This is a genomic window from Sphingomonas sp. Leaf5 (assembly GCF_001421155.1).
In the GTDB taxonomy this organism is placed as follows: Bacteria; Pseudomonadota; Alphaproteobacteria; order Sphingomonadales; family Sphingomonadaceae; genus Sphingomonas.
On record NZ_LMJZ01000022.1, the window covers coordinates 10,658 to 36,853 of the forward strand.

General features: G+C 68.2%; 30 protein-coding genes and 1 tRNA gene. 13 read left to right on the plus strand and 18 right to left on the minus strand.

Going from position 1 to position 26,196, the window contains the following annotated elements:
- Positions 1–129 precede the first annotated feature (129 nt).
- The 3 genes from ASE50_RS14530 to gspL are packed head-to-tail and all read right to left on the minus strand — an operon-like array spanning position 130 to position 3,184.
- Positions 130–1,611 carry a GspE/PulE family protein gene (locus ASE50_RS14530; RefSeq protein ID WP_056402053.1) on the minus strand — a complete coding sequence of 494 codons (1,482 nt, stop codon included), beginning with the start codon at positions 1,609–1,611 and terminating at the stop codon, positions 130–132.
- A complete protein-coding gene (gene gspM / locus ASE50_RS14535) occupies positions 1,608–2,102 on the minus strand; it encodes a type II secretion system protein GspM (RefSeq protein WP_082439041.1) in 495 nt (164 codons plus the stop codon). The genes ASE50_RS14530 and gspM overlap by 4 nt, the downstream gene beginning before the upstream one ends.
- Positions 2,099–3,184 carry a type II secretion system protein GspL gene (gene gspL / locus ASE50_RS14540; RefSeq protein WP_235512364.1) on the minus strand — a complete coding sequence of 362 codons (1,086 nt, stop codon included), beginning with the start codon at positions 3,182–3,184 and terminating at the stop codon, positions 2,099–2,101. Before gspL ends, gspM begins: the two co-directional genes overlap by 4 nt.
- A 67-nt stretch (positions 3,185–3,251) precedes the next feature.
- Between gspL and gspG the strand changes: the two genes are divergently transcribed.
- The 5 genes from gspG to gspD all read left to right on the plus strand — a co-directional run bounded on the left by gspG (position 3,252) and on the right by gspD (position 7,601).
- Positions 3,252–3,704, plus strand: a complete 453-nt coding sequence (gene gspG / locus ASE50_RS14545) for a type II secretion system major pseudopilin GspG (RefSeq protein ID WP_268794942.1) — start codon at positions 3,252–3,254, stop codon at positions 3,702–3,704.
- 104 nt (positions 3,705–3,808) lie between these two features.
- The gene (locus tag ASE50_RS14550; RefSeq protein WP_268794943.1) at positions 3,809–4,264 is read left to right on the plus strand and encodes a prepilin-type N-terminal cleavage/methylation domain-containing protein; all 456 of its coding nucleotides are present in this window, start codon (positions 3,809–3,811) and stop codon (positions 4,262–4,264) included.
- Positions 4,265–4,410: 146 nt separating this feature from the next.
- Positions 4,411–4,764, plus strand: coding sequence for a type II secretion system minor pseudopilin GspI (gspI, locus tag ASE50_RS18360; RefSeq protein WP_268794944.1), 354 nt, complete (start codon positions 4,411–4,413; stop codon positions 4,762–4,764).
- Entirely contained in the window at positions 4,761–5,543 is a 783-nt protein-coding gene (locus ASE50_RS14560; protein WP_056402066.1) for a type II secretion system protein N, read from the plus strand. The genes gspI and ASE50_RS14560 overlap by 4 nt, the downstream gene beginning before the upstream one ends.
- Positions 5,544–5,555: 12 nt before the next feature.
- Complete coding sequence (gene gspD / locus ASE50_RS14565; RefSeq protein WP_056402068.1) at positions 5,556–7,601, plus strand: type II secretion system secretin GspD; 2,046 nt, start codon at positions 5,556–5,558, stop codon at positions 7,599–7,601.
- Positions 7,602–7,818: 217 nt separating this feature from the next.
- On the opposite strand, the gene ASE50_RS14570 is transcribed toward gspD, so the two are convergent.
- Both ASE50_RS14570 and ASE50_RS14575 read right to left on the minus strand, forming a co-directional pair.
- A complete protein-coding gene (locus tag ASE50_RS14570; protein WP_156347485.1) occupies positions 7,819–8,127 on the minus strand; it encodes a hypothetical protein in 309 nt (102 codons plus the stop codon).
- Positions 8,128–8,157: 30 nt separating this feature from the next.
- Positions 8,158–10,650 carry a PhoX family protein gene (locus ASE50_RS14575; RefSeq protein WP_056402074.1) on the minus strand — a complete coding sequence of 831 codons (2,493 nt, stop codon included), beginning with the start codon at positions 10,648–10,650 and terminating at the stop codon, positions 8,158–8,160.
- 202 nt (positions 10,651–10,852) lie between these two features.
- Here ASE50_RS14575 and ASE50_RS14580 point away from each other — a divergent pair, with 202 nt between their 5' ends.
- The 3 genes from ASE50_RS14580 to ASE50_RS14590 are packed head-to-tail and all read left to right on the plus strand — an operon-like array spanning position 10,853 to position 12,269.
- Positions 10,853–11,416, plus strand: a complete 564-nt coding sequence (locus tag ASE50_RS14580; protein WP_056402078.1) for a hypothetical protein — start codon at positions 10,853–10,855, stop codon at positions 11,414–11,416.
- The gene (locus ASE50_RS14585) at positions 11,413–11,862 is read left to right on the plus strand and encodes a hypothetical protein (protein WP_056402081.1); all 450 of its coding nucleotides are present in this window, start codon (positions 11,413–11,415) and stop codon (positions 11,860–11,862) included. The genes ASE50_RS14580 and ASE50_RS14585 overlap by 4 nt, the downstream gene beginning before the upstream one ends.
- Positions 11,850–12,269 (plus strand): hypothetical protein, encoded by a 420-nt coding sequence (locus ASE50_RS14590; RefSeq protein WP_235512369.1) that lies wholly within the window; start codon positions 11,850–11,852, stop codon positions 12,267–12,269. Before ASE50_RS14585 ends, ASE50_RS14590 begins: the two co-directional genes overlap by 13 nt.
- Here the strand turns inward: ASE50_RS14590 and ASE50_RS14595 are convergent.
- From ASE50_RS14595 to lepA, 7 genes are all read right to left on the minus strand, one after another.
- Positions 12,260–12,961 (minus strand): hypothetical protein, encoded by a 702-nt coding sequence (locus tag ASE50_RS14595; RefSeq protein WP_056402088.1) that lies wholly within the window; start codon positions 12,959–12,961, stop codon positions 12,260–12,262. The two genes, ASE50_RS14590 and ASE50_RS14595, sit on opposite strands and share 10 nt — an antisense overlap.
- A 57-nt stretch (positions 12,962–13,018) precedes the next feature.
- Positions 13,019–13,639 carry an ATP-binding cassette domain-containing protein gene (locus ASE50_RS14600; protein ID WP_056402091.1) on the minus strand — a complete coding sequence of 207 codons (621 nt, stop codon included), beginning with the start codon at positions 13,637–13,639 and terminating at the stop codon, positions 13,019–13,021.
- Positions 13,629–14,318, minus strand: coding sequence for a molybdate ABC transporter permease subunit (gene modB / locus ASE50_RS14605; protein WP_056402094.1), 690 nt, complete (start codon positions 14,316–14,318; stop codon positions 13,629–13,631). The genes ASE50_RS14600 and modB overlap by 11 nt, the downstream gene beginning before the upstream one ends.
- Positions 14,318–15,076: a molybdate ABC transporter substrate-binding protein gene (gene modA, locus ASE50_RS14610; RefSeq protein WP_056402097.1), complete on the minus strand. Its 759-nt coding sequence runs from the start codon at positions 15,074–15,076 to the stop codon at positions 14,318–14,320. The genes modB and modA overlap by 1 nt, the downstream gene beginning before the upstream one ends.
- 74 nt (positions 15,077–15,150) lie before the next feature.
- Positions 15,151–15,486 carry a phasin family protein gene (locus ASE50_RS14615; protein WP_056402492.1) on the minus strand — a complete coding sequence of 112 codons (336 nt, stop codon included), beginning with the start codon at positions 15,484–15,486 and terminating at the stop codon, positions 15,151–15,153.
- 188 nt (positions 15,487–15,674) lie between these two features.
- On the minus strand, positions 15,675–16,013 hold the full coding sequence (locus ASE50_RS19535; RefSeq protein WP_156347487.1) for a hypothetical protein: 339 nt from the start codon (positions 16,011–16,013) through the stop codon (positions 15,675–15,677).
- Positions 16,014–16,105: 92 nt separating this feature from the next.
- A complete protein-coding gene (gene lepA / locus ASE50_RS14620) occupies positions 16,106–17,914 on the minus strand; it encodes a translation elongation factor 4 (protein WP_056402495.1) in 1,809 nt (602 codons plus the stop codon).
- A 164-nt stretch (positions 17,915–18,078) separates the two neighbouring features.
- Between lepA and ASE50_RS14625 the strand changes: the two genes are divergently transcribed.
- Positions 18,079–18,155 (plus strand) — tRNA-Pro (locus ASE50_RS14625).
- Positions 18,156–18,543: 388 nt separating this feature from the next.
- Here the strand turns inward: ASE50_RS14625 and ASE50_RS18855 are convergent.
- The gene (locus ASE50_RS18855) at positions 18,544–18,696 is read right to left on the minus strand and encodes a hypothetical protein (RefSeq protein ID WP_156347488.1); all 153 of its coding nucleotides are present in this window, start codon (positions 18,694–18,696) and stop codon (positions 18,544–18,546) included.
- Between the two features lie 224 nt (positions 18,697–18,920).
- On the opposite strand from ASE50_RS18855, the gene ASE50_RS14630 reads away from it, so the two are divergent.
- The 3 genes from ASE50_RS14630 to ASE50_RS18860 all read left to right on the plus strand — a co-directional run bounded on the left by ASE50_RS14630 (position 18,921) and on the right by ASE50_RS18860 (position 21,351).
- The gene (locus ASE50_RS14630) at positions 18,921–20,024 is read left to right on the plus strand and encodes an alpha/beta hydrolase family esterase (RefSeq protein WP_056402101.1); all 1,104 of its coding nucleotides are present in this window, start codon (positions 18,921–18,923) and stop codon (positions 20,022–20,024) included.
- 37 nt (positions 20,025–20,061) lie between these two features.
- Positions 20,062–20,445 (plus strand): YraN family protein, encoded by a 384-nt coding sequence (locus tag ASE50_RS14635; RefSeq protein ID WP_056402104.1) that lies wholly within the window; start codon positions 20,062–20,064, stop codon positions 20,443–20,445.
- A gap of 657 nt (positions 20,446–21,102) precedes the next feature.
- A complete protein-coding gene (locus tag ASE50_RS18860; RefSeq protein WP_156347489.1) occupies positions 21,103–21,351 on the plus strand; it encodes a hypothetical protein in 249 nt (82 codons plus the stop codon).
- A 34-nt stretch (positions 21,352–21,385) separates the two neighbouring features.
- Here ASE50_RS18860 and ASE50_RS14645 read toward each other — a convergent pair whose 3' ends face one another.
- Genes ASE50_RS14645 through ASE50_RS14655 form a run of 3 tightly spaced genes read right to left on the minus strand, consistent with a single transcriptional unit; the run spans position 21,386 to position 23,810 of the window.
- A complete protein-coding gene (locus ASE50_RS14645) occupies positions 21,386–22,264 on the minus strand; it encodes a general secretion pathway protein GspK (RefSeq protein ID WP_235512371.1) in 879 nt (292 codons plus the stop codon).
- The gene (locus ASE50_RS14650; RefSeq protein ID WP_056402109.1) at positions 22,261–22,794 is read right to left on the minus strand and encodes a type II secretion system protein GspJ; all 534 of its coding nucleotides are present in this window, start codon (positions 22,792–22,794) and stop codon (positions 22,261–22,263) included. The genes ASE50_RS14645 and ASE50_RS14650 overlap by 4 nt, the downstream gene beginning before the upstream one ends.
- Positions 22,791–23,810 (minus strand): hypothetical protein, encoded by a 1,020-nt coding sequence (locus ASE50_RS14655; RefSeq protein ID WP_056402112.1) that lies wholly within the window; start codon positions 23,808–23,810, stop codon positions 22,791–22,793. The genes ASE50_RS14650 and ASE50_RS14655 overlap by 4 nt, the downstream gene beginning before the upstream one ends.
- Positions 23,811–23,881: 71 nt before the next feature.
- Between ASE50_RS14655 and gspN the strand changes: the two genes are divergently transcribed.
- The gene (gspN, locus tag ASE50_RS14660; protein WP_235512373.1) at positions 23,882–24,520 is read left to right on the plus strand and encodes a type II secretion system protein N; all 639 of its coding nucleotides are present in this window, start codon (positions 23,882–23,884) and stop codon (positions 24,518–24,520) included.
- Between the two features lie 23 nt (positions 24,521–24,543).
- On the opposite strand, the gene ASE50_RS14665 is transcribed toward gspN, so the two are convergent.
- Positions 24,544–24,780 (minus strand): hypothetical protein, encoded by a 237-nt coding sequence (locus tag ASE50_RS14665; RefSeq protein ID WP_056402115.1) that lies wholly within the window; start codon positions 24,778–24,780, stop codon positions 24,544–24,546.
- Positions 24,780–26,141, minus strand: a complete 1,362-nt coding sequence (gene argH, locus ASE50_RS14670) for an argininosuccinate lyase (RefSeq protein WP_056402119.1) — start codon at positions 26,139–26,141, stop codon at positions 24,780–24,782. Before argH ends, ASE50_RS14665 begins: the two co-directional genes overlap by 1 nt.
- Between the last annotated feature and the right edge of the window lie 55 nt (positions 26,142–26,196).

Here is a 26,196-nt window from a genome sequence, read left to right on the forward strand (position 1 = left end):
GCTTGTCGAGAGCGCGTATCGAGAACGCCTCTCCCCGGGCGAACCGTTCTCGACAGACGCTTCTCGACAAGCTCGAAGCTGCTCGAACCAAACGGATTTTTCGGGGTTGAGGGTTCGAGCGCGAAAGGATCACCCCTCGTCCCGCACGACCCGCGCGACCTCCTCGACGGTGGTCACCCCCGCCTTCACCTTCGCAACGCCATCGTCGAGCAACGCCGGATTATCGACCCGCGCCGCGCGTTCCAGTTCGGCCTCGGCGACGCCGTTGTGGATCATCGCCTGCAACCGGTCGTCGACCGCGACGACCTCGTACAGCCCGGCGCGGCCGCGATAGCCTTCGTGATGGCACGCCTCGCACCCGCCCTTGCGCCACAGCTTCTTGCCCGGCTTGATCGCGCCGCCCAGCAGGACGCTGTCCGCCTCGGTCGAACGATCCTGCCACCGGCATTCGACACACAACCGCCGGACCAGCCGCTGCGCGACCAAGCCGACCAGCATCGGCGCCAGCAGATAGCGCTCGACGCCCATGTCGATCAGCCGGGTGACCGATCCGATCGCGGTGTTGGTGTGCAGCGTCGACAGCACGAAATGCCCGGTCATCGACGATCGGACCGCCGTCTGCGCCGTTTCCTGATCGCGGATTTCGCCGACCATGATGACGTCGGGGTCCTGCCGCAGGATCGCGCGCAGCCCCCGCGCGAACGTCATGTCGGTGCGCGGATTGACCTGCGTCTGCGCGATGCCCGCCAGTTCATATTCGATCGGGTCCTCGACCGTCATCACGTTGCGGCGACGATCGTTCAGCCGGGTCAGCGCGGTATAGAGCGTCGTCGTCTTGCCCGAACCGGTCGGTCCGGTGACCAGCAACAGCCCGTGCGGCCGCTCCAGCAGCCGGCCGAACACGCTTTCGTCGCGCTCCGACATGCCCAGCCCGCCAAGGTCGAGCATCATGCCGCCACGTTCGAGCAGACGCAGCACCACCCGCTCGCCATGCTGGGTCGGCATGGTCGACACGCGGGCATCGACGTCGTGCCCGCCGATGCGCAGCGTCACCCGCCCGTCCTGCGGCGTGCGGCGCTCGGCGATGTCGAGCTTCGCCATGACCTTGATCCGGCTGACCAGCAGCGGAGCCAGCGCGCGCGGCGGCTCGACGATGTCGCGCAGCACGCCGTCGATGCGGAAGCGGACGACGAGGCGCTTTTCCTGCGTCTCGACATGAACGTCGGACGCGCCTTCCTTGATCGCCTCCAGCAACAGCGCGTTGATGAGGCGGATGACCGGCGAATCGTCGCGCGCGTCGAGCAGGTCGTCGACCGCCGCCGCGCTGTCGGCCAGTGCCGCAAGGTCGGTTTCGGCCAGTTCAATATCGGCGGCGGTCGACGCGCTGCCGCCATAGCTGGCCTGCAACGCCGCATCGAACGCGGCATCGTCCAGCGCCACGAACGCGATGCCCGGCGCGACCCGCTGTACTTCCAGCATCGCGTCGAGCGTCGCGTCCGCCCGGTGGACGCACTCCATGCCGCCCTTGCCCAGCCGGATCAGCACGCCGCCTTTACGCGCATAGCCATAAGGCAGGCGGACGGGTTCGGCATGGAGCAGCGTATCGGTCATGGTCGAAACTCCACGCTGGCATTGACCCGGCCGGAGGTCGAACCGCGCTGCATCGTCACCCGCCGCACGGCGATCGTGCTGGTCGATGCGACCGAACTCAGCCACGTCACCACCGCCGGATAGGGCGCGTCGGTCAGCGTCGCGGTGACGCCGCCATTCGCCTCGGCCAGCACCGGCTGCAACCCGGCGGTCGTTGCCGCCGATGCGATCACCGTTTGCAGCGGTCCGGCGGCGGTCGTCGCCGGTGCGCTTTCCAGTCGTCCGGCGGCACGCACCCGCGCCATCAGCGTCTCCGCCTGCCGGATATCGGCGCGCGCCTGCGCCCGTGCCGCCTGCACCGGCTTGACCACGCCATACACCAGCACGACCCCGGCGAGCAGCGCCGCCAGCGTCCCCACCAGCACCCGCTCGCGCGTGGTCAGCCCCTGCCACCAGCCGTCGAACCGGGCGAGGGCCGCCTCGATCCGGGCGCTGCGCCGGACCATGCTCATGCCCCGCGCGCCACGATGCGCAGCGCCCCGCCGGGGGCGGCGCTCACCTGTGCGGCGACGCCGGCGGCGGACAATGCGGCGCGCAGCCGGTCGGCGATGCCGGTTTCGGGCGACTGGCAATCTAGGGTCAGCGCGTTTCCTTCGAAATCCATCCGGTTGACGACCAATGCCGGGCCGATCGGCGACAAGGCTCCGGCGACGCGCGACAGCAGCGGCACGAAGCGGTTGCTGCCGGTCGGGCGCGGCAGCAGGTCGGCGACACGCACCATGAAATCATCGCCGCCGGTCGGCACCGACGGCGCGGTCGTCACCACCAGCTGTTGCAACGCCGCCTGCCGCCGCTCGGCGATCCGCTCAAGCATCAGCGTGTCAGCGACCGCGATCACGCCATGCGCCAGCGCGGCCGCACCGAGGATCATCGCCACCTTGCGCGTCGTGCTCGGCCAAGCCGTCCGGCGGCGGGCATACGCACCCTGCCGCAGATCGATCGGTGCATCGGCGATGCGCTGGTCGAGCGGCGGGGGCGGGAACGCCACGCCGTCGCCCGCCATCGCCGCCGGCAACGGATCGCCCAGCGCCTGCACGGCCGGCCGCCCCGCCGCCTCCCACGCCGCGACCAGCATTGGCAGCGGCATGGCGAAGCCGGTGCCGTCGGCGGCGCGAACCAGCGCGCGGCCACCGGTCACCTCGACGCTCCATCCCTCGACCGGCGCGGCCAGCGTCAGCGCGTCGGGCACGAACGCCGCGCCGCCGATCCCGGCGGCATCGGCGATCGCCACCCATTCGGCCATGACGCCGTGCCGCACGACCGCGACCAGATAGCGCCGGTCGCCGATCGCATCGCCCAGCACCAGATGCACGGCATCGATCGGATCGGCGATCCGGTCCTCGACCGCGAAGGGCAGCGCCGCCAGCCGTTTCGCCCGGCTGGGCAGCGGCAGGTCGACGCTGAGCAGAAGGACCGATTCGGACGGGACGAGCAAGGTTGTTGCGGGGACCGTGCCATCGACTACAATAGCATTGCCGCCCGCGACAGCCCACACGCCGGCGGCCGGACCGGCGGGGGCGGGTTCGATTGTCACAATGGCTTCATCGTGTGGACGCATTGGGGCGTGGATGCGCATCTTATTCCGAAAGTTTCGTGACACCTTGGCCGCGAACCCCGCCGCCCGCAAGGTTTCTGTCCCCGACCGCGAGGCGGGGCTGACATTGGTCGAAATGATCGTCGTGCTGGCGATCATCGCGCTGGTCGCCGCACTGATCGTGCCCAACGTCATCAACCGCCCCGATCAGGCGCGGGTGACGACCGCCGGCACCGACATCAAATCCATCTCCGCCGCGCTGAAAATGTACCGGCTGGACAATGGCGACTATCCGACGACGACGCAGGGGCTGAAGGCGCTGTTCGAAAAACCGACCCAGCCGCCGGTCCCCGGTGCCTATCCGCCCGACGGCTATCTGTCGCAGATGCCGCAGGACCCGTGGGGCAATCCCTATGTCTACGAATCGACCGGCGGACGATTCACGATCAAGTCGCTCGGCAAGGACGGCAAGCCCGGCGGCGAGGGACTCGACGCCGATATCGACGGGACGGCGCGCTGATCGAGCCCCATGATCGTCACCCCCGCGCAGGCGGGGGTCCATATCCGCCGACGCCGCGACTCCATCGCGACCTTGGGCGGCAATGGACTCCCGCCTGCGCGGGAGTGACGGACCGTGATTCCCAATCCGGCATGACCCTGATCGAAATGCTGATCGTCCTTGCGATCATCGGCGTGGCGGCGGGTGCGGTCAGCCTCGGCATCGGTGCCGCCACCCGCGCCCCCAATGTCGAGGCGGAGGCGCGGCGCTTCGCCGTGCGGCTGCAGGCGGCGGCGGACGATGCGATGCTCGGCGACCAGCTGATCGCGCTGACCACCGAAACCCATGGCTATGGCTTTGCGCAGGTCGGGGCGAGGGGCCTGACCCCGCGGACCGACGGGCCGCTGGGGTTCCATACCCTGCCCGGCGGCATGGTGATGACGCTCGACGTCGCCCCGCCGGTGGTCCTCGGCGTCGATGGCACCGGCCAGCCGCTGGGCGCGACGATCACCGGCGGCGACCAGACGTGGCGGGTTCGCTATGACGGCATCACCGCCCGCGCGACCAAGGTGACGCAATGAGAATCCTCCCCATCACATGGGGAGGGGGACCATGCGCAGCATGGTGGAGGGGGATCGCCGCATACGACGGCACAGTTGCGTTGCGCCGCCCTCCCCCTCCACCATCCGCTGCGCGGACGGTCCCCCTCCCCGCAGGCGGGGAGGATTTGGAGCAAGCCGGCTTTTCTTTGATCGAAGCGATGGTGGCGCTGGCGGTACTGGCGATCGCCACGGTAGGGCTGATCGGCGCGGTCGAGCAGCATATCGATTCGACCCGCGGCGTCGAACGCCGTGCGATCGCGATGTGGGTGGCCGAAAACCGGCTTGCCGATTTGGAAACGGGGACGCCGGAGGCGAATGCGGACGCGGTGGACATGCTGGGGCGGCAATGGAGCGTGGCGGTGAACCGGACCGCGACCAGCGACCCCGCGCTCGACCGGGTGACGATCACCGTCGCCCCGGCGGGCGAGGCCGTGGCCATGGCCCGGCTCGACGGTTTCCTGCGCAAGGACGCGGCATGATCGTCGTCGAACGGCTGCGCTGGCGCGAACGCTGGGTCGACTGGCTCGCCGCCGCCGCGATCGTGTCGGTCGCGTTCGCGCTGGCCGGCCTCGTCTGGCGGATCGCGGGCCATGCCGGCACCGGCGCGATCACCGTGCCGTCCGCAGCACGCACCCGCGCGGTCACCGTCGACACCGGTCCGGCGCTCGCTTGGGCACCCTTTGGCAGCCCGACCGCCGCCGACGCCACCAGCCCCACGGCCATCCAGGCGGTGTTGAAGGGCGTGGTCTTCGCCCGGCCCGCCGAACTGTCGATCGCGTTCGTGTCGATCGGCAACGAAGCGGCCAAGCCGTTCAAGGTCGGCGATGCGCTGGCCGGGGCGCAGGTGACCGAAATCCGCCGCGACCGCATCATCCTGAACAATGGCGGGCGGCTGGAATATCTCGCCTTCCCCGATCCGTTCGGACAGGCGACGCCGACCCCCGGTCAGGCAGCTCCCGCCCCCAATTTCACCGTACAGCCCTCCACCGCCCCCACCGCAGCCCCGCCGCCGCCGCCCAGTGCGCAGGCGGTACTGTCGCGGCTGAACGCGACCCCGGTTGCCGGCGGCTATGCGATCGGTGCCAACCCGCCGCCCGGCATGCGTGCGGGCGACGTCATCCAGTCGGTCAACGGCGCCGCCCTGACCGACCCGTCGGCGGTCAACGCCGCCATCGCCAGCGCCGCCGCATCGGGGCAGGCCCAGGTCACCATCCTTCGCGACGGCAAGCCGAACACCGTCTCCATTCCCATTCGTTAGGGTTTCCCCGCCGTGCGCCATCGCCTCGTTTCCGCGTTCCTGTCCCTCACGCTCGCCGCGACCAGCCTGTCGCCGGTCATGGGCCAGACGCAGGCGGCCGACATCGTCGTCAACATGCGCGGCGTCGAGATCGCCGACGTCGCCGATCAGATCAGCCGCATCACCGGCCGCACGCTGATCCTCGACCCGACGGTCAAGGGGCAGGTGACGGTCACCTCCGCCGAACCGCTGTCGCCGGCGGGCGTGTGGGAACTGTTCCAGTCGGTGCTGCGCGCCAACGGCTTCGCGGCGGTCCGCTCGGGCTCGGCATGGCGGATCATTTCGCAGGCGAACGCGGTGCGCGACGGCGGGGTGCGCGGGCGCGGCGTCGGCGGGCAGGAACTGACCACGCGGATGGTGCGGCTGTCGAACGTCCCCTCGGCGGATGCCGCGCGGATCGTCCGTCCGCTGGTCGCCAGCTTCGGCAGCGTCGAACCGCTGACCCAGCCCAACGCGATTGTCGTCACCGACTATGCCGACAATGTCCGCCGGATCGAGGCGCTGGCCCGCTCGCTCGACGGTGGCGGTGGATCGACCTTTGCCACGATCACGCTCGCCAACGGCAACGCCGCCGACATCGCGACAGCGATGCAGGCGGTGCTGGGCGAGGGCGGCGCGCGGGTCGCGGGCGATGCACGCAGCAACACCATCCTCGTGCGCGGCACCCCCGCCGGCGTCGCCGAGGCGCGGCGCATCGCCCAGTCGCTCGACGCGCGGGGCAGCGGCACGACCCCCTCGACCCGCGTGTTCCGCCTGAACTATGCCGATGCCGAAAGCGTGACCGAGGTCCTGCGCGGCATTCTCGGCCAGCAGCAGTCCGCCTCGAACCCGGTCGCGCGGAGCCTGTCGACCGTCAGCCAGCGCAACAATGCCGGCGCGGCGCTGTCGGGGCTGATCGCCAATGGCGGCGCGAGCGCGGCGGGGATCGCCGCGGCGAGCGGCGTCGGCACGGGCGGCAACGGCGGCAGCATCAGCACCGTCGGCCAGAACGCGTCGACCACCCCGGCGCAGGGCTTCACCACCCCCGACATCACCGTCCAGCCCGCCCCCGACATCAACGCCGTCGTCGTGCGCGGCACCCCCACCGCCATCGCCCAGATCGAACGGCTGATCCCCGATCTCGACGTACGCCGCCCGCAGGTGCTGATCGAGGCCGCGATCGCCGAGATTACCGGTCAGGATGCCGAACAGTTGGCGGTGCAGATCGGCACCTCGGGAGCGGCGCTGACCCGTGTAGAAGGGGTTGCCACATCATTCGACAACGCTGGAGCGTCGCTCGGCGGCATTCTGCGTGCGTTGGGCGTGCCGGCGGGTAATCTGCTCGGCAATGGCATCACCGGCAATATCGGTATCGGCAACGACTTCTCGATCCTTGTGCAGGCGCTAAGCCAGTCGACCAAGGCAAACCTGCTCTCGACGCCGCAGATCACGGTGCTCGACAACAAGCTCGGTGAGTTCGTCGTCGCGCAGGAAGTGCCTTTCGTCACCGGCTCGATCCTGACCGGCAACGGCACCGCCAATCCCTATACAACCATCGAACGCAAGGATGTGGGCATCACCCTGCGGGTCCTGCCGCGCATCAATGCCGGCGACACGATCCGCCTCGAAGTCAGCCAGGAAGCGTCGTCGATCGCACCTACCCAGGTCAGCGGCGCGGCCGACATCATCACCAACAAACGATCGGCCAACACCACCGTGCTTGCCGATAATGGCCAGACGATCGTACTCGGCGGCCTGACCAGCGACGATTATCAACGTGTCCGCAGCCAAGTGCCGATCCTCGGCGACATTCCGATCGTCGGCGAATTGTTCAAGGGCCGCAACGAGAGCCGTCAGAAGCGCACACTGTTCGTCTTCCTGAAACCCACCATCCTGCGCGACGGTGCCGACGCCGCTGCCGCCGCCCGCACCCGCTACGACCGGCTGCGGCAGGAGGAAGTGTTGCAGGGCGACAAGCGCAGCCTGCTCCTCAATCCCCCCGCCCCGCGTCTGACGATGGAAATCGACGGAATCTATTGACCGGACCCGCCGCCCGGCCCGGCCGAATGGCACCGTTACTAGGGTCAAACTCTATCACCTGTGGTTACCCTCACCCTTGGCCGCCTTCGGCGTCTTTCCCTCTCCCGGCGGGAGAGGGAGGGAGCGGCGCAGCCGCGGAAGGGTGAGGGCGATCACGTTTGATCGAAAGCGACTCTAACGGGCGGGCGCGGCACGCCGGTCCGATATCGGCGCTTTCCTACACCGCGCGATCCTGCGCAGGATCGACGGCCGGGTTCGCGATCCTCGGCTGGTGCGTTTGTAGATCCGCCTGAATCGTCGGCACGGTACCGATTTCGATTGGTGGCAAGGCGGGAGGGAGGCTTGATGCCGAAGCATCGTAAACGACGCGCAGCGCCGCCACGGCGCTGAAATCGGCCCGTCGCGTCGTGGTCGGTCGGTGGCGCAACTCCGGATCGATGTCCCGGAACCGCATCCGCCGCACGATGCGCACGAGTGTGACTTTCGTGACCTTTGAACGCGAAACGGGCGGCGGCCTTTCGACCACCGCCCGCCCCGATATCGTAGAATCAAAGACTTACAGCGCGATCACGCCGTTGTCCTCCTTGGTGATGACCACCGTCGCCGAACGCGGACGGCTGCCCGCCGTCGTCGCCGGCCAGATGCTGGTGATGTTCGACAGGTTGCCGTTCTCACCGGGATGCTGGATGTTCACGAACAGCGACCGGCCATCCGGCGTCGAATCGACCCCGGTGATCTCGCACCCGACCGGCCCGACCAGGAAGCGGCGCAGCGTCGTGCCCGGTGCCTTGCCGATCCGGGTCGTGGCGGTGCTGGTGGCCGACACGCCGGTATTGGTGATCGTGCGCGTGCCGCCGTCGCCGACGGTGCCCGGCATCGCCGCCAGCATCATGCAGTTGGTGACGTCGGTATAGGCACCGTCGTCGGTCTGGATCCACAGCACCGGCGTCACCTGTCCGCTGGCGTTCGACGCGCGCCCGAACCACAGCCCGTCCGGGCTGGAGAAGTCGTTGGTCGCGTCGAGGCTCGACAGGTTGATGTTCGTCGGATCGAGGTCGGCACCGGCACCAAAGGCATAGACGTCCCATGTGAACGCCGTCGCCTCGGTCGTGTCGCCGCGCTCGCGCAGGCGGACGATATGACCGTTGGCGTTGCCGGTCGAACGCGTGCCGTTGGTGCGCGGGTCGATGTACGACCGCGGATTGGCGGCGTCGACCTGGGCCGGTGCGCGCGACGAGTTGTTGGTCAGGGTGCAATACATTTCGCCGGTCGCCGGGTTGACCGCGGTCCATTCGGGACGGTCCATCCGCGTCGCGCCGACCGCATCACCGGCAAGGCGGCAATGCGTCAGCACATCGGCCTGATCGGCAAAGGCATAGAGCGGGTTGGTGGCGGTCAGGCCGTTCTGCCCGAACACCAGCGCGATCCATTCGCCCGAACCATCGGCGTTGAACTTCGCGACGTACAGCGTGCCGCTGTCCAGATATTTGTCACCGATCGCGAGGCGGTTGGTCGCCGCCGCGTCCGCCGCGACCCATGCGGTGTTCGACACGAACTTGTAGATATATTCGTTCTGCGCGTCGTCACCCATATAGAAGGCCGGCTTGACCCCGGCGAACACGCGACCCGGCCATACGCCTTCATGGTTCATCCGGCCGAGCGCGGTGCGCTTGCGCGGCGCGGCGGCGGGATCATAGGGATCGATCTCGACGCACCAGCCATATTGGTTCGGTTCGTTGCGGAAGTCGCCGGTGCCGTTGGCGGGCTGCGTGGCGTCGACGGTCGCGTTGAACTTGCGGATCAGCGTCTGGCCCGACACCGCCTCGGCCGCCGTGGTCCAGCTGTAATTGCCGCCGCGCAGCGTATCGCCGGTCGCGGTGTTCAGGCCGTAACGGGTGAATGCCTGCACCGCCTTCGCACCCAGCGCGGCCGCGCGCCGCACATTGTCGCCCGCGTCCCGCCGGAAATAGCCTGCCCAGTTTTCCTCGCAAGTCATGTACGTTTCCCACGGCATATGGCCGTTGGCGCAATTGTTGATCGTGCCGCGCCCGGCGGTACCGTCGGGCGAATAGGCGGTGAACAGCAACGCGCTGCCGCGCACCGGACCGCTGAACGTCGTCGGCGTATAGGGCGTGATCCGGCGGTTCAGCGCCGATCCCTGCACATAGCTCCAGCCACCGGTCGACGCGCGGGTCACTTCGACCACCGACACGCCGTGGCATTCCATTTCCTTGACCACCTCGGCGGTCGGACGGACGCCGTTAACAGACGTCACGCCGCTCACATGCAGATACTGTTCCGAGATATTCTCGTGGTTCATCACCAGCACGCCGCGCGTCGAATTGTTCGCATCCTGCGTGGTGCCGCTGGCGGCGAGACCGAAATAGCTCATGCCGTCGTGATGATCGCCCGCACGCGCCGAAAAACCGGTATCGGTGCCGTTATTGGCATAGGCGGCGGTCGCGCTGTTGAGCGGATCGCCCAGCCGGTACAGGACGGTCGCGGTATAGCCCGCCGGAACGGTCAGCGCGTCGGCAAGGCTCTTGGGAACGGCGGAGAAGCCCAGCGTCGGCGGTGCGACCGCGACGGTGATGTCGGTGCTGCTCGCCGCACCCTTCACGTCGGTCGCGGTGTAGCGGAAGACGAGGTTGGTCGCGGTCGATACCGCCGGGGCCATGAAGGTCGCGGCACCGGTGTTCGCGTTCGACAGGGTGACGGTCGGGCCCGATACCTGCGTAAAGGCCTGGGTGACGATGGCGTTGTCGTCGGTGGCGGTGCCGGTCAGCACGACCACGCGGCCACCGGTGGTCGCACCGCTCGACCGAACGCCCACGACCGGCGGCGTATTGTCAATGCCCGCGACCTTGTCGTCGCACGCGGCGAGCAGCGACCCGCCGAACACCGCGACCGCCGCGGTCGACGCACCGCCGCGCAGCGCCTGCCGCCGCGAATAGCGTTGGTCGACCAGATCCTGCAGGCTCGGCCCGTTGCTCAGATTCGTTTCGATATCGCCATCGTCATAGCCGATGGTCAAGTCGTTGTTCGCCATGGAAATCCCCGCAATCTATCCCGGAAGCCGGCACCGCCGGCGTCCTCCCCACCCCCCGTTGGCGCAAAGCTGCGACACGGCGATTGCGGATCGAAGACGATCGCGTGGCGGAATGAAGACGGTTCCGTGACGGGGGTGCCGATCGACGACGCCCGCCCGATCGCGCTTGTCCACTGCCCGCCCCCGGGCGTAGGAGCGAGCCATGGCCGACCCCCGCCCCGCCAATGACAGCGCGCCCGTGCGGCCCAGCTTGTTCGACCGGGCGCTGGGCGCGGCGCGGCCGGCATCGCGCCCGCCCGTACCGGCCGATCCGCCCCCGGAACCTGCCGAACGGCCCCGGCCCGATCGCGCCGGCCTGATCCTCGCGCTCGCGATCATCACCACCCCACTGCTGACGCTTGCCGGGGCGACGCTGAAGACCGCGCAGGTCCGTCGCGAAACCCGCACCCTGACCGAACGATCGGCACCGGCTGTCGCGGCGCACACCGAACGCGATCGTGGCCGCGCCACGCTCGCCACGGCGTGGCATGCGCCGACGCTCGGCGCGACCGTGGAGGCGATCGCCCGCGCGCTGCCGGAGGATGCCGCGCTGCTGCGCGTCGAACGCGACACAGGTCCGCTGACCATCAACGTCGCCGCCCCCGATCCCGATCGCGCGTTGTCGGCGCTCCGTCGCGATCCGGCGCTCGGCGGACTGCGCGCCGTCGCACAGAGCCGCGCCGATGGCGACGGGCGGATGCGGATCACGCTGGAACAGGCGCGATGACCCCGCGCCTGCCGCTGATCGCGCTCGGCATCGCCGCGCTGCTCGCCGTCCCGACCGCCGGCGCGCTCGACGATCTGGCGACCGCACGTGCCGATCGCGACGCCGCCCGCGCGAATCTTGCCGCCACCCCGGCGACGGTCGCGGTCATCGGCGCGGCCTTTCCCGCCGACAATGCCACCGACGCCGCCCGCCGTCTGGCGGCCCGCGTCCGTGCCGATGCCGCGCGCGGCGGGGTGCTGATCGAAAGCCTTGCCGCCGATCCCGCCGCCCCCGCCCCGCTCGCCATCCTCACGCTGCGCGCATCGGGCAGCGAGAAAGCGGTGGTGGCGTTCGCCGACCTGCTCGAACGGGGCGGGCCGACGGTGCGGATGGCGGCATGGCGGCTGACCTCGGCACCGGGCGGGGTGCGGCTCGACGCGCGACTGGTGGCCCCATGGCGGGGATGAGCCTGCGCGACCATGGCCTGATCGCGGCGGCGGTGCTGGTCGCGCTCGCACTCCCGCCATGGCTGTTGCGCGACACCAATCGCGGCGACGCGTCGGCACCGGTGGTCGCGCCGCTGGCCGCCCCGGCCACTCCGCCGCCGCTGCGCGCCGCCTTTGCCCGCACGCTGTTCGCCCCGCCCGCCGCCGATGCCCTGCCCGACGACGCGCCGGCGTTGCTGGGCGTGGTCGGACGGCTCGGCCGCGATGCCGTCGCGCTGGTACGCGGTGCAGAGGGCACGCGCACCCTGTCGCCCGGCGACAGCGTCGATGGCTGGCAATTGCGCAGCCTCGCGATCGACGCTGCCTATTTCACCCGCGGCGGACAGACGGCGCGCGTACCGATGCCCGGCACCGACGATCAGCGATAGGTGAGCCTGACCCGCGCCTCATTGGGCAGGGTGCGATCGGACAGCGGCGCTTCATACGAGGTCGACTTCGCAGACAGCCGCAGCGTACGCGTGACGCCCGCACCCGTCGCCGTCGCACTGGCCAGCGGATGCTCGACCAAATGGTAGAAACCGAAGCGTTTGCTGGCGCATCCGCCGATCGCATCGAACATCCCAATCAGCGGCATCGCCAGCAACGACGCATCCGCCTTTGCCATGGCCACCATCACCCGGCATTGCGCGCGCAGGTCGCCCAGTCGCCGGTCCTCCACACTGGTACCGCTCGACAACACGATCGGGCGCAGGTGCATGCCCTGCGACTGCGCCGGCGCGGTGAGGAACCAGCGTCCGGCGGGCAAGGTCGCAAATACGACCCGGCCATCGCCGTCGATCGTGACCGGCAATTGCCCGCGCGCCCCGTCGGTCAGCGCCAGTCCGACGTCGGCCGCCGACATCCGGCTGTGCCCGCGCCACAATTCGAACCGCAGCGTCGCTTGCGGGGCGTAACTCGGCCGATCCTCGGCGAAGCGCCGCTGTGCCGCGCGCAGGAGCCTTGCATCGACGCGCAACGGCTTGCCGGCAACCACAACGATATCGGGGCCATCGGGTTCGACGTCCTGCGCGTCCGCCGGCATCGCCGCCATCATCGCCAACCCTGCCACCACCATCCGCATTGCACACTCCCGATCGTTTCGGGATCGTCATCATGCCCGATTACGGCGGCACCATGGTCACATCGCGACGATGCGCGTCGCCAGCCGTTCCGCTTCCGCCGCATCATGGGTCACGTACAGGATCGGCAGGCGCAGCGTGTCGCGCAGCCGTTCGATCGCGACCATCACCTCCTCGCGCCGCCCGCGGTCGAGCGAGGCGAGCGGTTCGTCCATCAACAGGAACCGCGCCCCCGACAACAGCGCCCGCCCGATCGCGACCCGCTTCGCCTCGCCGCCCGACAGCGTCGCCGGCCACCGGTCTAGCAGATGCTCCAGCCCCAGCAGCGCGATCATGTCGGCATAGCCGATCGGCGGCGTACCCCGCCCCATCCCATAGCGCAGATTGGCCGCGACCCGGCGGTGCGGGAACAGGCGCGGCTCCTGAAACACATAGCCGCAGCACCGGTCGGGTACCGCGACGTCGATTCCCGCGGCACCGTCGAACAGCGTACGCCCGCCGACCCGGACATGGCCCGCCGCCGGGCGCAACAGCCCCGCGACCATGTTGAGCACGCTCGATTTGCCGACCCCCGACGGTCCGAACAGTACGGTCAGTCCGCTGTCCTGCCCGTCATCGGGCACGACCGCGCCGACCACCGCCTCGCCCAGCCGGACGGTGACATCGATGTCAAAGGACATGGCCGCCCCGACCGCCGCGCCGCGCGAGCCATTCGGACAGCACCAGCGCGATCAGCGACAGCGCCACCGACAGCGCCGCCAGCCGGACGACGCCGGTCTCCCCGCCGGGCACCTGCAACGCGCTGTAGATCGCGATCGGCAGCGTCGCGGTTTCGCCCGGCACATTGGATACGAAGGTGATCGTCGCCCCGAACTCCCCCAGCGCGCGGGCGAAGCCCAGCACCATGCCCGCCAGCATCCCCGGCAGGCTGAGCGGTGCGGTCACCGTCCAGAAGACCCGCACCCGCCCGGCCCCCAGCGTCCGCGCGACGCTTTCCAGCCGCCGGTCGACGCCCTCGATCGACAGACGGATCGCGCGGACCATCAGCGGCAGCGCCATCACCGCCGCCGCGATCGCCGCCCCGGTCCAGCGGAACAACACGCTCACTCCGAACCATGATTCCAGCCAGCCACCGATCGGTCCGTTCGGCGCGAACGCCAGCAGCAACAGCCATCCGGTCACCACCGGCGGCAGCACCAGCGGCAGATGGACGACCCCGTCGAGCAGCACCTTTCCCGGAAACCGCCCGCGCGCCAAGGTCCATGCCAGCGCATAGGCGACCGGCAGCGCCGCCAGCATCGCCACCCCGCCGATCTTCAACGACAACAGGACGATCGCCCACTCGGCGCTGTCGATCATCAGCGCGCGGAAAAGCCGTAGCGTTTGAAGATCGCCTTGCCGGCCGGGCTGATCAAAAACCGGCGGAACCGCTCGCCGTCGACGTTGCGCGATGCCTTTAGCCGCGCGATCGGATAGACGATCGGCGGATGGCTCGCCGCCGGGAAGACACCGACGACCCGCACCTTTGCCGACGCCTTGGCATCGGTGGCATAGACGATGCCGAGCGGTGCGGCCCCGCGCTCGACCAGCGCCAGCGCGGCGCGAACATTCTCGGCCCGCACCACCGACGGCGCGACGCCGTCCCATGCGCCCAGCCGGGTCAGTGCCGCCTTGCCATAGCGCCCCGCCGGCACCGCATCCGGATCGGCCATCGCCAGCCGTCCGCCGTTCAGCGCCCGCGCCACGTCGACGCCCGGCCGCAACGTCACGCGAACCTTGCTGTCGAGCGGCGCGATCAGGACCAGCCGGTTACCGAGCAGGTTCACGCGGCTGTTCGGCGCAAGCAGTCCGCGCCGATCGAGATCGTCCATCCACTCGACATCGGCCGACACGAACAGGTCGGCCGGCGCACCCGCCGCGGCCTGCCGCGCCAGCGCCGAGCTGGCGGCAAAGGACAGCGTCGGCCGGACATGGCCACGCCCGGCCCATGCATCCGCCGCCGCGTTCATCGATTCCTGCAGGCTGGCAGCAGCAAGCACCACCGGCGGCTTCGACTGGGCAATCGCGGTTCCTGCCAGCGTCAGCAAAGCGAACAGCCACAGGAACCAACGACCCATTCCAATCCCCTTAGCTTCCGCCACGCCCCATGCGTCGCAGCCCATGGCCGCGACGGATCATCGGCATAGACCGATCAGTCGCGCCCGGTCATCTGTCCGATGGCGCTGCGTCCGAACTGGGCGATCATCTCGCCGACTTCGCGGGCCTGCGTCATCGATCGCGATCCCTGCTCGCGCATATATTCCGACTGGATCTTCATCACTTCGTTCAGGTCGCGGGCCTGCGCGGCTGCGCGCATCGCCTTGAACGCTTCCTGCGTATTGGATTCGGCCTGCGATAGGATGGTCAGGCCGAGCTGCGATCCCTGTTCGGTCATCTGCGTGCCGGCCGCCTGCAGCCGCTCGCCCGCTGCCTTCATCTGATCGGTAGCCTGCTGCGCGCCGCCGAACGTGCGATCAGTGTCGGTCATGTCGTTCTCCATGTCGTGATGCCGAAACCGGCGCCCCGCCGACGTTCGAATCGGCCAAAAGTTCCACGGTAAAATTAGATCAGAACCATCCATCACGAATCGCTCGCGAAACGTTTGCAGCCCGAATCTGCCCTAATTTCGCTACGCCAAACGGGGTCGAAAAAAAATTTTCAGGCTGTCGGGCCGCATTAACCACGCATTGCAGCTGCGAAGGCACGCCAAAAATATCGTTCCATTTTGGCACGTGCGGTCGGAACGCAGTTTTTGCACTGCGCAAATATTGTTGTGCGGTGCAGCAAATGCACGGTTTCTGCAGCAATTTTACGCCAAAACCGGGCCATCACAAATTTGCAATCGTCGCCGGTTTCGAACAATCTGTCCCAGACAAGAACACGGAGGGCGAGGATGCACACCAAATATTCCGGGCGAGCGACCATCGCCACTATGGTCGGTATGGCCGCCATCGGCTGGGCCGGGGTCGCACTGACCGTCCAGATGGTGATGAGCGTTCTGGCGTAAGCCAGCACTGCCTACATCGAAAAGCGGCCGGTGCCCCCGTGGCACCGGCCGCTTTCATATTGGCCGTCGATGATCGCCCCGACGCCGGTCGGGGCCGGGATCAGCTTTCGTCGCCCATGCGCAATGCGGCGATGAAGGCTTCCTGCGGGATGCTGACCGATCCGTATTCGCGCATCTTCGCCTTGCCCTTCTTCTGCTTGTCGAGCAGCTTGCGCTTGCGGCTGGCGTCGCCGCCATAGCATTTCGCGGTCACGTCCTTGCGCATCGCGCTGATCGTCTCGCGCGCGATCACCTTGCCGCCGATCGCCGCCTGGATCGGAATCTTGAACAGGTGGCGCGGGATCAGTTCCTTCAGCCGCTCGACCATGCCGCGCCCGCGGACCTCGGCGGTGCCGCGGTGGACGATCATGCTCAGCGCATCGACCGGCTCTTCGTTGACGAGGATGCTCATCTTGACCAGATCCCCCTCGCGATAGCCGATCTGTTCGTAATCGAAGCTGGCATAGCCCTTCGACAGCGACTTCAGCCGGTCGTAGAAATCGAACACGACTTCGTTGAGCGGCAGTTCATAGGTCGCCTGCGCCCGCCCGCTGACATAGGTCAGGTTCAGCTGGATGCCGCGCCGATCCTGACACAGCTTCAATATGCCGCCCAGATATTCGTCGGGGACATAGATCGTCGCCTTGATCCACGGCTCGCTGATCGTCTTGATCTTGTTGACGTCGGGCATGTCGGCCGGGTTGTGCAGGTCGATCTCGGTAATACCCGCCGGATCGGGATGGGTCAGTTCGATCTGATACACCACCGACGGCGCGGTCGTGATGAGGTCGAGGTCGTATTCGCGCGTCAGCCGCTCCTGAATGATCTCCAGATGCAGCAGGCCCAGGAACCCGCAACGGAAGCCGAAGCCCAAGGCCGCCGAGCTTTCCATTTCGAAGGTGAAGCTGGCATCGTTCAGCCTGAGCTTGCTGATCGACTCGCGCAATTTGTCGAAATCGGCGGCATCGACCGGGAACAGGCCGCAGAACACCACCGACTGCACTTCCTTGAACCCCGGCAGCGGTTCGGCGGTCGGGCGCCTGGCGTCGGTGATCGTGTCGCCGACCATCGTCTGCGCCACTTCCTTGATCTGCGCGGTAATGAAGCCGATCTCCCCCGGCCCCAGATCGGGCAGCTGCTCGATCTTCGGCCGGAACGCCCCGACCCGATCGACCAGATGCGTCGTATCGGCGTTCATGAACTTAATCTGCTGGCCCTTGCGGATCGATCCGTCGATCACGCGGATCAGGATGACGACGCCCAAATACGGATCGTACCAGCTGTCGACCAGCATCGCCTTCAACGGCGCGCTCGCATCGCCCTTGGGCGGCGGAATCTGGTCGACGATCGCGTCGAGGATCTCGTCGATACCGATCCCGGCCTTGGCCGATGCCAGCACCGCGCGCGACGTGTCGAGGCCGATCAGGTCCTCGATTTCGGCCTTTACCTTTTCCGGCTCGGCGGCGGGAAGGTCGATCTTGTTGATGACCGGAATGATCTCATGGTCATGCTCGATCGACTGATAGACGTTGGCGAGCGTCTGCGCCTCGACCCCCTGCGCGGCATCGACGACCAGCAGCGCGCCCTCGCACGCGGCAAGGCTGCGCGACACTTCATACGCGAAGTCGACATGGCCCGGCGTGTCCATCAGGTTCAGGACATGGCCCTTCCATTCGAGCCGCACCGTCTGCGCCTTGATAGTGATGCCGCGTTCCTTCTCGATCTCCATATTGTCGAGCACCTGCGCCGACATCTCGCGCTCGGCGAGGCCGCCGGTCCGCTGGATCAGCCGGTCGGCAAGCGTCGACTTGCCATGGTCGATATGGGCGATGATCGAGAAATTACGCAGTTTGTCGAGCGGAGTGGCCACGGTCACACAATCGGTAAGAGAAAATCGTGTCCGCCCCGTAGCAGCTTCGCGCCCAAAGCCAAACAGCGCGGCGTACGAATCCCGCTTGCGGACCCGGTGACCGCCCGCTATAGGCGCGCCTCCAAGCAACGGCGGGTGCCTTTGGCAGCCTGTCGATACTCCGTCGGGGAGTAGCTCAGCCTGGTAGAGCACTGCCTTCGGGAGGCAGGGGCCGGAGGTTCGAATCCTCTCTCCCCGACCATTGGATTTCAAACGCAAGGCTGTTGTCGCACGGACGGGACGACCCGTCACCGATCGCGCGCAGCCGATCGTGCTCCCAAGACATTGTCGAGTTCGCTGCTGACGCCTGCGTCCTGCGCCGCCCATACCGGCCTGCTACCGGGAACCCCGCGGAACCGCATTCGCGCGACCAACTCGACCGCCTTGTCGGCGATCCGCACGACATTCGTACTGCGTGGTCGGCAGCAAAAATCGGTCGGGCCAGCCCGACACGCGAATTGCCGCGGATGTCGTAGCGATGCCCGCCCGTTCTTCCTACCCGGTCACCCATCGCCCATCTGCACGGATAGCAGGGTCGGGTAGCGGGCCGGCACCGCGAAACGCTTGCGCGCCCGCCGTCAAACCGCCGTTCAGATCGTCGGTCGCGGTACGATCTGCAATTCAGGACGCGCGCGTTCCTCCGTCGCGACCGGCGTCGTGAAGAAATAGGCTTCCCAAACTTCCTCGTCGGTTTTCCGCGCGTGCGAAACGGGGTTCGCCCGATCTCCGTTACTGGTCTGCATCGATGCCCCCATCGCTTTCCCGCTGATATTAACCAGCGTTCCCCACCTTGTATATGCATTGCATCGGTATCGGACCCAATCGTCCGAAGGATGCAGATCGCCATTCGGACCCCCGATCGACCATCCGAAATCCCGCCTGCCACCTTTCCTATTGTGCAGCGCAGCATCGACGCCATATCTTGTCGCAGCGGCCAGCGGATGCCGTGACGAGAAGGCGTACGCTCATGGTTTCGTTGTCCACCACCCTTGCCCGTCTGTCGCGGATGCAGCAGCCCGGTTCGCCATCGGGCATGACCGACCGGCTGCACGACCTGACCGGTTTCGCCCCCGATCCCGGCAATTTGCGCGCGCGGATGTACGTGCCCGCCGACCTGAAGCCCGGCGCGGCGCTGGTCGTCGCAATGCATGGCTGTACGCAGGATGCTGCGATCTACGACCATGGCACCGGCTGGTCGACGCTGGCAGAGCGGGAGGGATTTGCGGTGCTGTTTCCCGAACAGAGGCGCGCGAACAACGCCAATATGTGTTTCAACTGGTTTGAGGCGGCGGACATCGCGCGGATCGGGGGCGAGGCCGAATCGATCGCGGCGATGATCGACGCGGCGATCGCCGCGCATGACATCGATCCGGCGCGGGTGTTCGTCACCGGGCTGTCCGCCGGTGGAGCGATGACCGCGGTCATGCTGGCGGCATGGCCCGATCGCTTCGCCGCCGGCGCGATCATCGGCGGCCTGCCCTATGGCAGCGCGATCGGCGTGCGCGCCGCGATGGAACGGATGCGCGGCCAGTCGCTGCCCGATGCGCGCAGCGGCGCGGCGGCGGTACGATCGGTCGCCGGTCGCGCTCCGATGCCGCGCGTCGCCATCTGGCACGGCACCGCCGATACGACGGTGGTCGTCGGCAATCTCGACGCGCTGGTCGCGCAATGGTGCGGCGTCCACGACCTGTCGGATGCCACGCCGGAGACGACCGCCGAAACCGGCTGGCGTCGCCGGACGTGGCGCGACGGGTCGGGCGCGCCGCTGGTCGACGAATGGCGCGTCGCCGGCATGGGCCACGGCGTGCCGGTCGATACCGCCAGCGGCATCGGCCATGCCGGACCGTTCATGCTGGACGTCGGCCTGTCGAGCACCATCGAAATCGCGCGATCCTGGGGACTGACCGATGCGGTAGCGCCGGTCGCCACCCCCCGCCCGACGCGCACCATCCGGCCCGAGCCGATGCGGCCCGAGCCGACGCAGCAGCATCAGCAGCAGCAACAGACCGAAGTATCGGGCGTACAGGCGACGATCGAGCGCGCGCTGCGCAGCGCCGGGTTGATGCGCTGAGGCTTGCCGCATCGGGCGCGGTGCGGCACGAAACGGCATGTTCGTCCGCCCGCCCCGCCCCCGATCGCGTGCCTCGCGCGTCGCCGCCGATGAGGCCGGCCGGCGTGGCGAGCGGATCGCGGGCTGGTGGCTACGGCTGAAAGGCTGGCGCATCCTCGCCCGCCGCGTGAAGACCAAGGCGGGCGAAATCGACCTGATCGCCCGCCGGGGCGGCATCGTCGCGTTCGTCGAGGTAAAGACCCGCGCCACCGCCGCCGATCTGGATCACGCCATCGACGAACGCCGGCTGGTGCGCGTCGCGGCAGCGGCCGAAATCCTTGCGCCGACCTATGCCGACGGGGCCGACATCCGCATCGACGTCATCCTGCTGGCCCCCGGCACGCCGCCCCGCCATATCGAGAATGCCTGGATCGGCTATTGAGCGAAGGCGGGGCGGATATCGCCCAATTGCGGACACTCCAGTTCGACGGCACAATGCCTGCGAAGGCGATCCGACATATGATGCATTTTGGTGCCGTCGTCCTATTTGGAATAGCAGTCGACTGGGTCTTCTATTCCAGACTAGCGGGCCTACTTACACAACATTATATTTCGAGCGAGGGATACCTAGCCTTTCTATTTCCTCGCGTCATTGTGACCATTTTATCGCTACTTCTCATCGGCTATTATACTAACGACGATCATAAAAAATCTGCGATATTCATGCTAGGATTAGCGTTATTCGTAGGTTCCAATCTCCACGCTGTCTATCGTTTCTATCGCGGCGACGAAATATAACATTAGCTCCGGCATAATTCGAAGGCAGATGAGCGGCAGCTAACCAACAGAACCAGCCATTCCCGCTTTCCTACAACCTTCCCGCCTGCGAAGATCGTTGCCGTTCATCGTCCCGTCCCGCTCTTTGACCCAGTCGCATCCCGACCCACCCTGCGCACAAACCGCGTGCAAGTGTGACTTTCGTGACCTTTGGTCCACGGCATCCCGAATCCCGCCGGCTTTTCTGGTTTCTCGCCCATCCTCGCGATGCTATCCACGACACCGACCGGCCCGGCGTGGCGGTCGCAGGGAGGTTCCGACCATGCTCATGCTGTTGCTTGCAGCGATGACCGAACCTGCCGTGGCACCCCCGCCGCCTCCGCCTCCGCCCGAAAAGTGTGAGCGCGCCACCGTGCAGCATGCCGGCCTTGCCCCGCCCGCCCGGATACAGCCCTTATCCAAAGAGCCGCCCGCTCGGCGGGAGGTGGCGCTTGCCTATAGCGAGAACGGTTGCCTGAAGCCGGTAACCATCGCGAACGGCAATCTGCGCAAGCTGCCCGACGCGAAATAGAACGCGAAGCGACCGCCCGCCGTCCCGACGGGGCTTATCCGAACCCCGGCACTTCCGGCGGGATCGCGGCGTTGCGCCAGCGTTCGACCGGTACGGCGACGCGTACCGTCTGGGCACCTTCGCCGCGCTCGACCCGCTGGATCAGCGTCGCGCCCTGCTGCACCGTCTCGCCGATCGTCGCGCGGGTGCGGACCCAGAAATGGTCCGATTTGAACCGGGTTCCGCCGGGGGCGGTCACGTCTTCGCGCGCCAGATCGTCCTTCGACAGATAGCCCTGCCGGTTGCGTAAGCCGATCAGCCGCTGCGCCTGTGCCGGTTCGAACAGCACCGCCATCAATTCGGGCGTCGCCGCGTTCAGGTTGATCGCGGTATCGCCGGGCAGCGCGGTCACCATCCGCGCCAGCAGCTGCGCCTGTTCGGGGGGCAGGAAGACAGCGAGCGGCCGCAGATCCTGCACCGGCCCCTGTGCGCGGATCAGCGCGACCGCCGCCACCGCCTTGTCCTCCTCGATCCCCGCCGCGCGCGCGATGCGCAGGAACAGCAGCTGCGGGATCGGGTCGAGCTCGCGCCGCACCGAATTGACGTTGAAGCGCCCCTCGGCATCGGCGATGGTCAGGTCGAAGCGCCCGCCATCGATGGCAATGCCGTTTTCGCTGATGCCGCCCCATGGCTCGCCCGGATAATCGGCCTCGGGCGCGACCCGCGCGTCGCGCTGCAACGCCGACAGTGCCGACAATTCGCCGCCACGCACCACCGCCAATGCGCGCGCTGCCTCGCGCGATCGGATCGAACGGTCGAGCGCCACCTCCTCGCGGTTGATCATCAACAGGACCAGCCCGCTGGCAATCGCCACGAACATCAACACGTTGACCAGGATCATGCCCCGTTCGCCCTCGGGTACCGCGCGCATCATGTCGTCCTCGCCGGGATCGGCAGCGTCACGATCCGCCGCAGACTGCCGCCGCCGGGACCGCCGACCTGCAATTCGACCACCACCGCGCGGGGCCAGTCGAGCGAGCGGTCGGGCGCGGGCGGCCAGTTGTCAAGCCAGCCGCCGTCGAAATAGCGCCAACGCGCAGCCGTCACCCGATCGAGCACCAGCTGCGCCCGCCCCTCGACGACGCGCAGCAACTGTCCGCCGGCGATGCGATAACCGACCCCGATCGCCGGCCCACCCAGCCCCGGTGCGCTGCGCCGGAACCGCACGCCCGCCGCATCGCCCCCCATCGGCCCCGGCGCGATCTGGTCGAGGTCGCTGGAGATCACCACCATCGCGCGTTGCAGGTCGGCCACCCGGTCGAGCCGCGCCTCGGTCCGGCCATCGACGCCGATGACGCTGTCGACCAATGCCAGCCCGGCGACCGCGATCAGCGCGAACAGCCCCAGCGAGATCATCAGTTCGAGCAGGGTGAAGCCCGCTTCCCCCGCGCGGCGCGGCGTCATGCCCCGCGGCTCTCCGCCACCTTCTGATACACGCCGTTGGTCGGGACGAGGATCGCGAAGTCGCGCGCGCAGCTGCCGTCCGACCGGAAGCGGACGCGCCCGGTCACGCCGTCGAACCCGGCGTCGCGCAGCACGCCTTCGCGGGTCATCGCATCGGCCTCACGCAGCGTCTTCGCGATCATCGCCGCGTCATTGCCCAGCGCGGCGATCGCGCCGGGCCTGCCGCCGTTGCGCGCGGCATATTCGGTGGCAAAGGCGGCGAAGCGTTCGGGATCGGGACTGGCGATCCATGCCCCCTCCAATGCGCCGACCGCATCCGCGCGGTAGTCGAGCGCCTGCACCGTCGCCAGCAGCTGGATGCCGCGCGTCTTGAGCGCCGGGGCCAGCGCCACCGCCGCGCCGGGCACGAACGCGGCATCGGCCTCGACGCTTGCCGGCAATCCCCCGTCGGTCACCGGCACGACGGTGATGCTCAGCCCCAGATCGGTCTCCGCCGCCTTGGCCGCCGCGACCGAGGCGCGCGACCAGGGCGACCCGTCATCGACCGCCAGCACCCGGCGGATGCCGCGCGACCGGGCATAGCCGAGGATCGCCGACGCGGCCTGTGCCGGGGTGATGCCGAACACGAACGCCCCGCCGCCGCGCGCGCCTGCATCGTTGGTCAGCGCGACCACCGGCACCGCGACCGCCGCCGCGACCGCGCGGGTTTCGTCGGCCGACAGCGGCCCCAGCAGCATCGTCGCGCCGCCCTTCACCGCTGCCTGCGCGGCGCGCACCGCACCCGCGGCACTGCCACCGGTATCGATCACCGACAGCGCGGCGGCATCGGTTTCGGCGAGCCTCGCGGCATTGGCTATGCTAAGCCCCAGCGCGCTACGGTCTCCGGTCAGCGGAACCAGCAACGCGGCGGAGCGCTTGGCCCGGCGCGCAGCCAACAGGGGGGACGCGGCCCATGCCGCAGACGACAGCAGCACCGCATCCCGGAACAGCCCAAGCGTCGAACGTCGCGATCGCATCACCGAGTCTTTCGAGGTTGCAGGCACGTCGGCACAGTATCCGCTTCGCGGGTCTCGGCATAGCCTCGTTCGTGGTCGCGATTGTCGCGACGCTGCCCGCCAGCCTGATCGTCGGCAACAGCGACTGGCGCAGCGGCGTCGGCGGCACCGTGTGGAACGGCGAGGTCGGCATCGCCGGGGGCAGCCGCCTCGAATGGCATTTCGCGCCGTTGCGCAGCCTTACCAGCCTCGGCTTCGCGGTGGATTGGACCGCGACCGGTCCCGACACCGATCTGGGCGGACAGGCGCTGATCCGGCCGGGCGGGGTGCGGCTCGACCGGGTAGCGGGATCGGCCGATGCGTCGCTGCTCGCGGCGTTGCAGCCCAATCTGCCCTTTGCCTGCGACATGCCGTGGCAGGTCGACATTCCCGTCCTGTCGACGATCGCCGGATCGGCGATGGCCGAGGGTCGCGTCGCGATCGAACCGGGCAGTTGCGTGACCCGGCCGGGCAATGTCGCGACCCCGACCCCGGCGATGCTGCTGACCGCCGACCATATCGGCCGGCAATCGCGTATCCGTCTGGTCCCCGATCAGCAGCGCCGCCGCACGTTGATGGATGCGACGGTCAACGAGGATGGCAGCCTGCGCTTCACGATGACCGGCGACGGTGCGGCGATGCTGCCGTTCACCGGCCTGCCCGGCGGCGCGAGCGTGCAGGGCAGTTTCTGACCCCACCACGCCCGAAGTAGCGCCTAGCGCGGCGGCAGCGCGAAGGGATCGTCGCCGCGTTCCTTCGATTCGGTCAGCAGCTCGTCGCTGCGCGACGGGCGCTGCTGCGTCGTCGGGGTCAGCAGATCGGCGGAGGTCGGCGTCGCAGTCGCGCCATAGGGGGCGGGCGGCAGCGACGCATTCTCGCGCGGGCGCAGGTCGCGGCGCTGGCCACAACCGGCCAGCGCCAGCGCGACGCCGAGCAGGACGAGCGCGCGCATCACTGTCCCCGCGCGACAGCGATGGCCTCGCGGACCCGTTCGGGCGCGGTGCCGCCGAAGCTCTTGCGACTGGCCACCGACGCATCGACGCTCAGCACGTCGAAGATGCCGGCATGGATACGGTCGTCGATGCCGGTCAGGTCATCGAGGGTGAGGCCGTCGAGCCGGCAGCCCTTGTCCTCGGCCAGCTTGACCGCGCGACCGGTGATATGATGCGCCTCGCGGAACGGCACCCCCGCTTCGCGCACCAGCCAGTCGGCAAGGTCGGTGGCGGTCGAAAAGCCGGTTTCGGCCGCCGCGCGCATCCGGTCGGGGCGGAAGGTCGCGCTTTCAATCATGCCGGTCATCGCCGCGATCGATAGCGCGAGCAGGTCGGTCGCCTCGAACACCGGCGGCTTGTCGTCCTGCATGTCCTTCGAATAGGCGAGCGGCAGGCCCTTCATCGTCACCATCAGCGACGTCATGCAGCCCATGATCCGCCCGCTATGCCCGCGCACCAGTTCGGCGGCATCGGGGTTGCGCTTCTGCGGCATGATCGAGCTGCCGGTCGACCATTGGTCGCTCAACGACACGAAACCGAACATCTGCGACGCCCAGATCACGAACTCCTCGGCGAGCCGCGAGAGGTGCAGCGAGCATTGCACGGCGGCGGTCAGATATTCGATCGCGAAGTCGCGATCGCTGACCGAATCGAGCGAATTGACCGTCGGCCCGGCAAAGCCCAGCGCCTGCGCGGTCGCATGACGATCGAGCGGGAAACCGGTGCCGGCCAGCGCCGCCGATCCCAGCGGATTGTAGTTCAGCCGCGCCCGGCAGTCGGCGAAGCGCCCGCGATCGCGCGCGACCATGGTGTGATAGGCCATCAGGTGATGGCCCAGCGTGACCGGCTGCGCGACCTGCAAATGGGTGAAGCCGGGCATGACCGTCGCCGCATGCTCCTCGGCCCGCACCAGCAACGCCGCCTGCAACTGCCCCAGCGCCGCATCGACCGCGTCGATCGCGTCGCGGGTCCACAGGCGGAAGTCGGTCGCGACCTGATCGTTGCGCGAGCGGGCGGTGTGCAGCCGCCCGGCTACGGGTCCGATCTTCTCGGCCAGCCGCGCTTCGGTCAGCATATGGATGTCCTCGAGCGTCAGGTCGTCGGGAACGCCGTGCTCGGCATAGTCCGCCGCGACTGCGTCGAGCCCGTCGAGGATCGTCGCCACATCCGCCGCATCGACGATACCCTGCGCGCCCAGCATCGTTGCGTGCGCATTGGACCCGGCGATATCCTGTCGCCACATTCGCTTGTCGAAGGGGATAGAGGCGTTTATCTCACGCATCACCGCCGACGGGCCTTCGGCGAAGCGCCCGCCCCACATGCTGTTGGAGCTTCCCATGCGCCCGGTAATCGCGCTTCTCCTTGGACTGAGCCTG

What these genes read in the sequence shown, in the direction of transcription:
- ASE50_RS14530 (WP_056402053.1), bottom strand. Translation starts at nt 1,611, where the DNA reads ATGACCGATACGCTGCTCCATGCCGAACCCGTCCGCCTGCCTTATGGC.
- gspM (WP_082439041.1), bottom strand. Translation starts at nt 2,102, where the DNA reads ATGAGCATGGTCCGGCGCAGCGCCCGGATCGAGGCGGCCCTCGCCCGG.
- ASE50_RS14560 (WP_056402066.1), top strand. Translation starts at nt 4,761, where the DNA reads ATGATCGTCGTCGAACGGCTGCGCTGGCGCGAACGCTGGGTCGACTGG.
- ASE50_RS14575 (WP_056402074.1), bottom strand. Translation starts at nt 10,650, where the DNA reads ATGGCGAACAACGACTTGACCATCGGCTATGACGATGGCGATATCGAA.
- ASE50_RS14580 (WP_056402078.1), top strand. Translation starts at nt 10,853, where the DNA reads ATGGCCGACCCCCGCCCCGCCAATGACAGCGCGCCCGTGCGGCCCAGC.
- ASE50_RS14585 (WP_056402081.1), top strand. Translation starts at nt 11,413, where the DNA reads ATGACCCCGCGCCTGCCGCTGATCGCGCTCGGCATCGCCGCGCTGCTC.
- ASE50_RS14590 (WP_235512369.1), top strand. Translation starts at nt 11,850, where the DNA reads ATGGCGGGGATGAGCCTGCGCGACCATGGCCTGATCGCGGCGGCGGTG.
- ASE50_RS14595 (WP_056402088.1), bottom strand. Translation starts at nt 12,961, where the DNA reads ATGCGGATGGTGGTGGCAGGGTTGGCGATGATGGCGGCGATGCCGGCG.
- ASE50_RS14600 (WP_056402091.1), bottom strand. Translation starts at nt 13,639, where the DNA reads ATGTCCTTTGACATCGATGTCACCGTCCGGCTGGGCGAGGCGGTGGTC.
- modB (WP_056402094.1), bottom strand. Translation starts at nt 14,318, where the DNA reads ATGATCGACAGCGCCGAGTGGGCGATCGTCCTGTTGTCGTTGAAGATC.
- modA (WP_056402097.1), bottom strand. Translation starts at nt 15,076, where the DNA reads ATGGGTCGTTGGTTCCTGTGGCTGTTCGCTTTGCTGACGCTGGCAGGA.
- ASE50_RS14615 (WP_056402492.1), bottom strand. Translation starts at nt 15,486, where the DNA reads ATGACCGACACTGATCGCACGTTCGGCGGCGCGCAGCAGGCTACCGAT.
- ASE50_RS18855 (WP_156347488.1), bottom strand. Translation starts at nt 18,696, where the DNA reads ATGCAGACCAGTAACGGAGATCGGGCGAACCCCGTTTCGCACGCGCGG.
- ASE50_RS14630 (WP_056402101.1), top strand. Translation starts at nt 18,921, where the DNA reads ATGGTTTCGTTGTCCACCACCCTTGCCCGTCTGTCGCGGATGCAGCAG.
- ASE50_RS14635 (WP_056402104.1), top strand. Translation starts at nt 20,062, where the DNA reads ATGTTCGTCCGCCCGCCCCGCCCCCGATCGCGTGCCTCGCGCGTCGCC.
- ASE50_RS18860 (WP_156347489.1), top strand. Translation starts at nt 21,103, where the DNA reads ATGCTCATGCTGTTGCTTGCAGCGATGACCGAACCTGCCGTGGCACCC.
- ASE50_RS14645 (WP_235512371.1), bottom strand. Translation starts at nt 22,264, where the DNA reads ATGATGCGCGCGGTACCCGAGGGCGAACGGGGCATGATCCTGGTCAAC.
- ASE50_RS14650 (WP_056402109.1), bottom strand. Translation starts at nt 22,794, where the DNA reads ATGACGCCGCGCCGCGCGGGGGAAGCGGGCTTCACCCTGCTCGAACTG.
- ASE50_RS14655 (WP_056402112.1), bottom strand. Translation starts at nt 23,810, where the DNA reads ATGCGATCGCGACGTTCGACGCTTGGGCTGTTCCGGGATGCGGTGCTG.
- ASE50_RS14665 (WP_056402115.1), bottom strand. Translation starts at nt 24,780, where the DNA reads ATGCGCGCGCTCGTCCTGCTCGGCGTCGCGCTGGCGCTGGCCGGTTGT.
- argH (WP_056402119.1), bottom strand. Translation starts at nt 26,141, where the DNA reads ATGTGGGGCGGGCGCTTCGCCGAAGGCCCGTCGGCGGTGATGCGTGAG.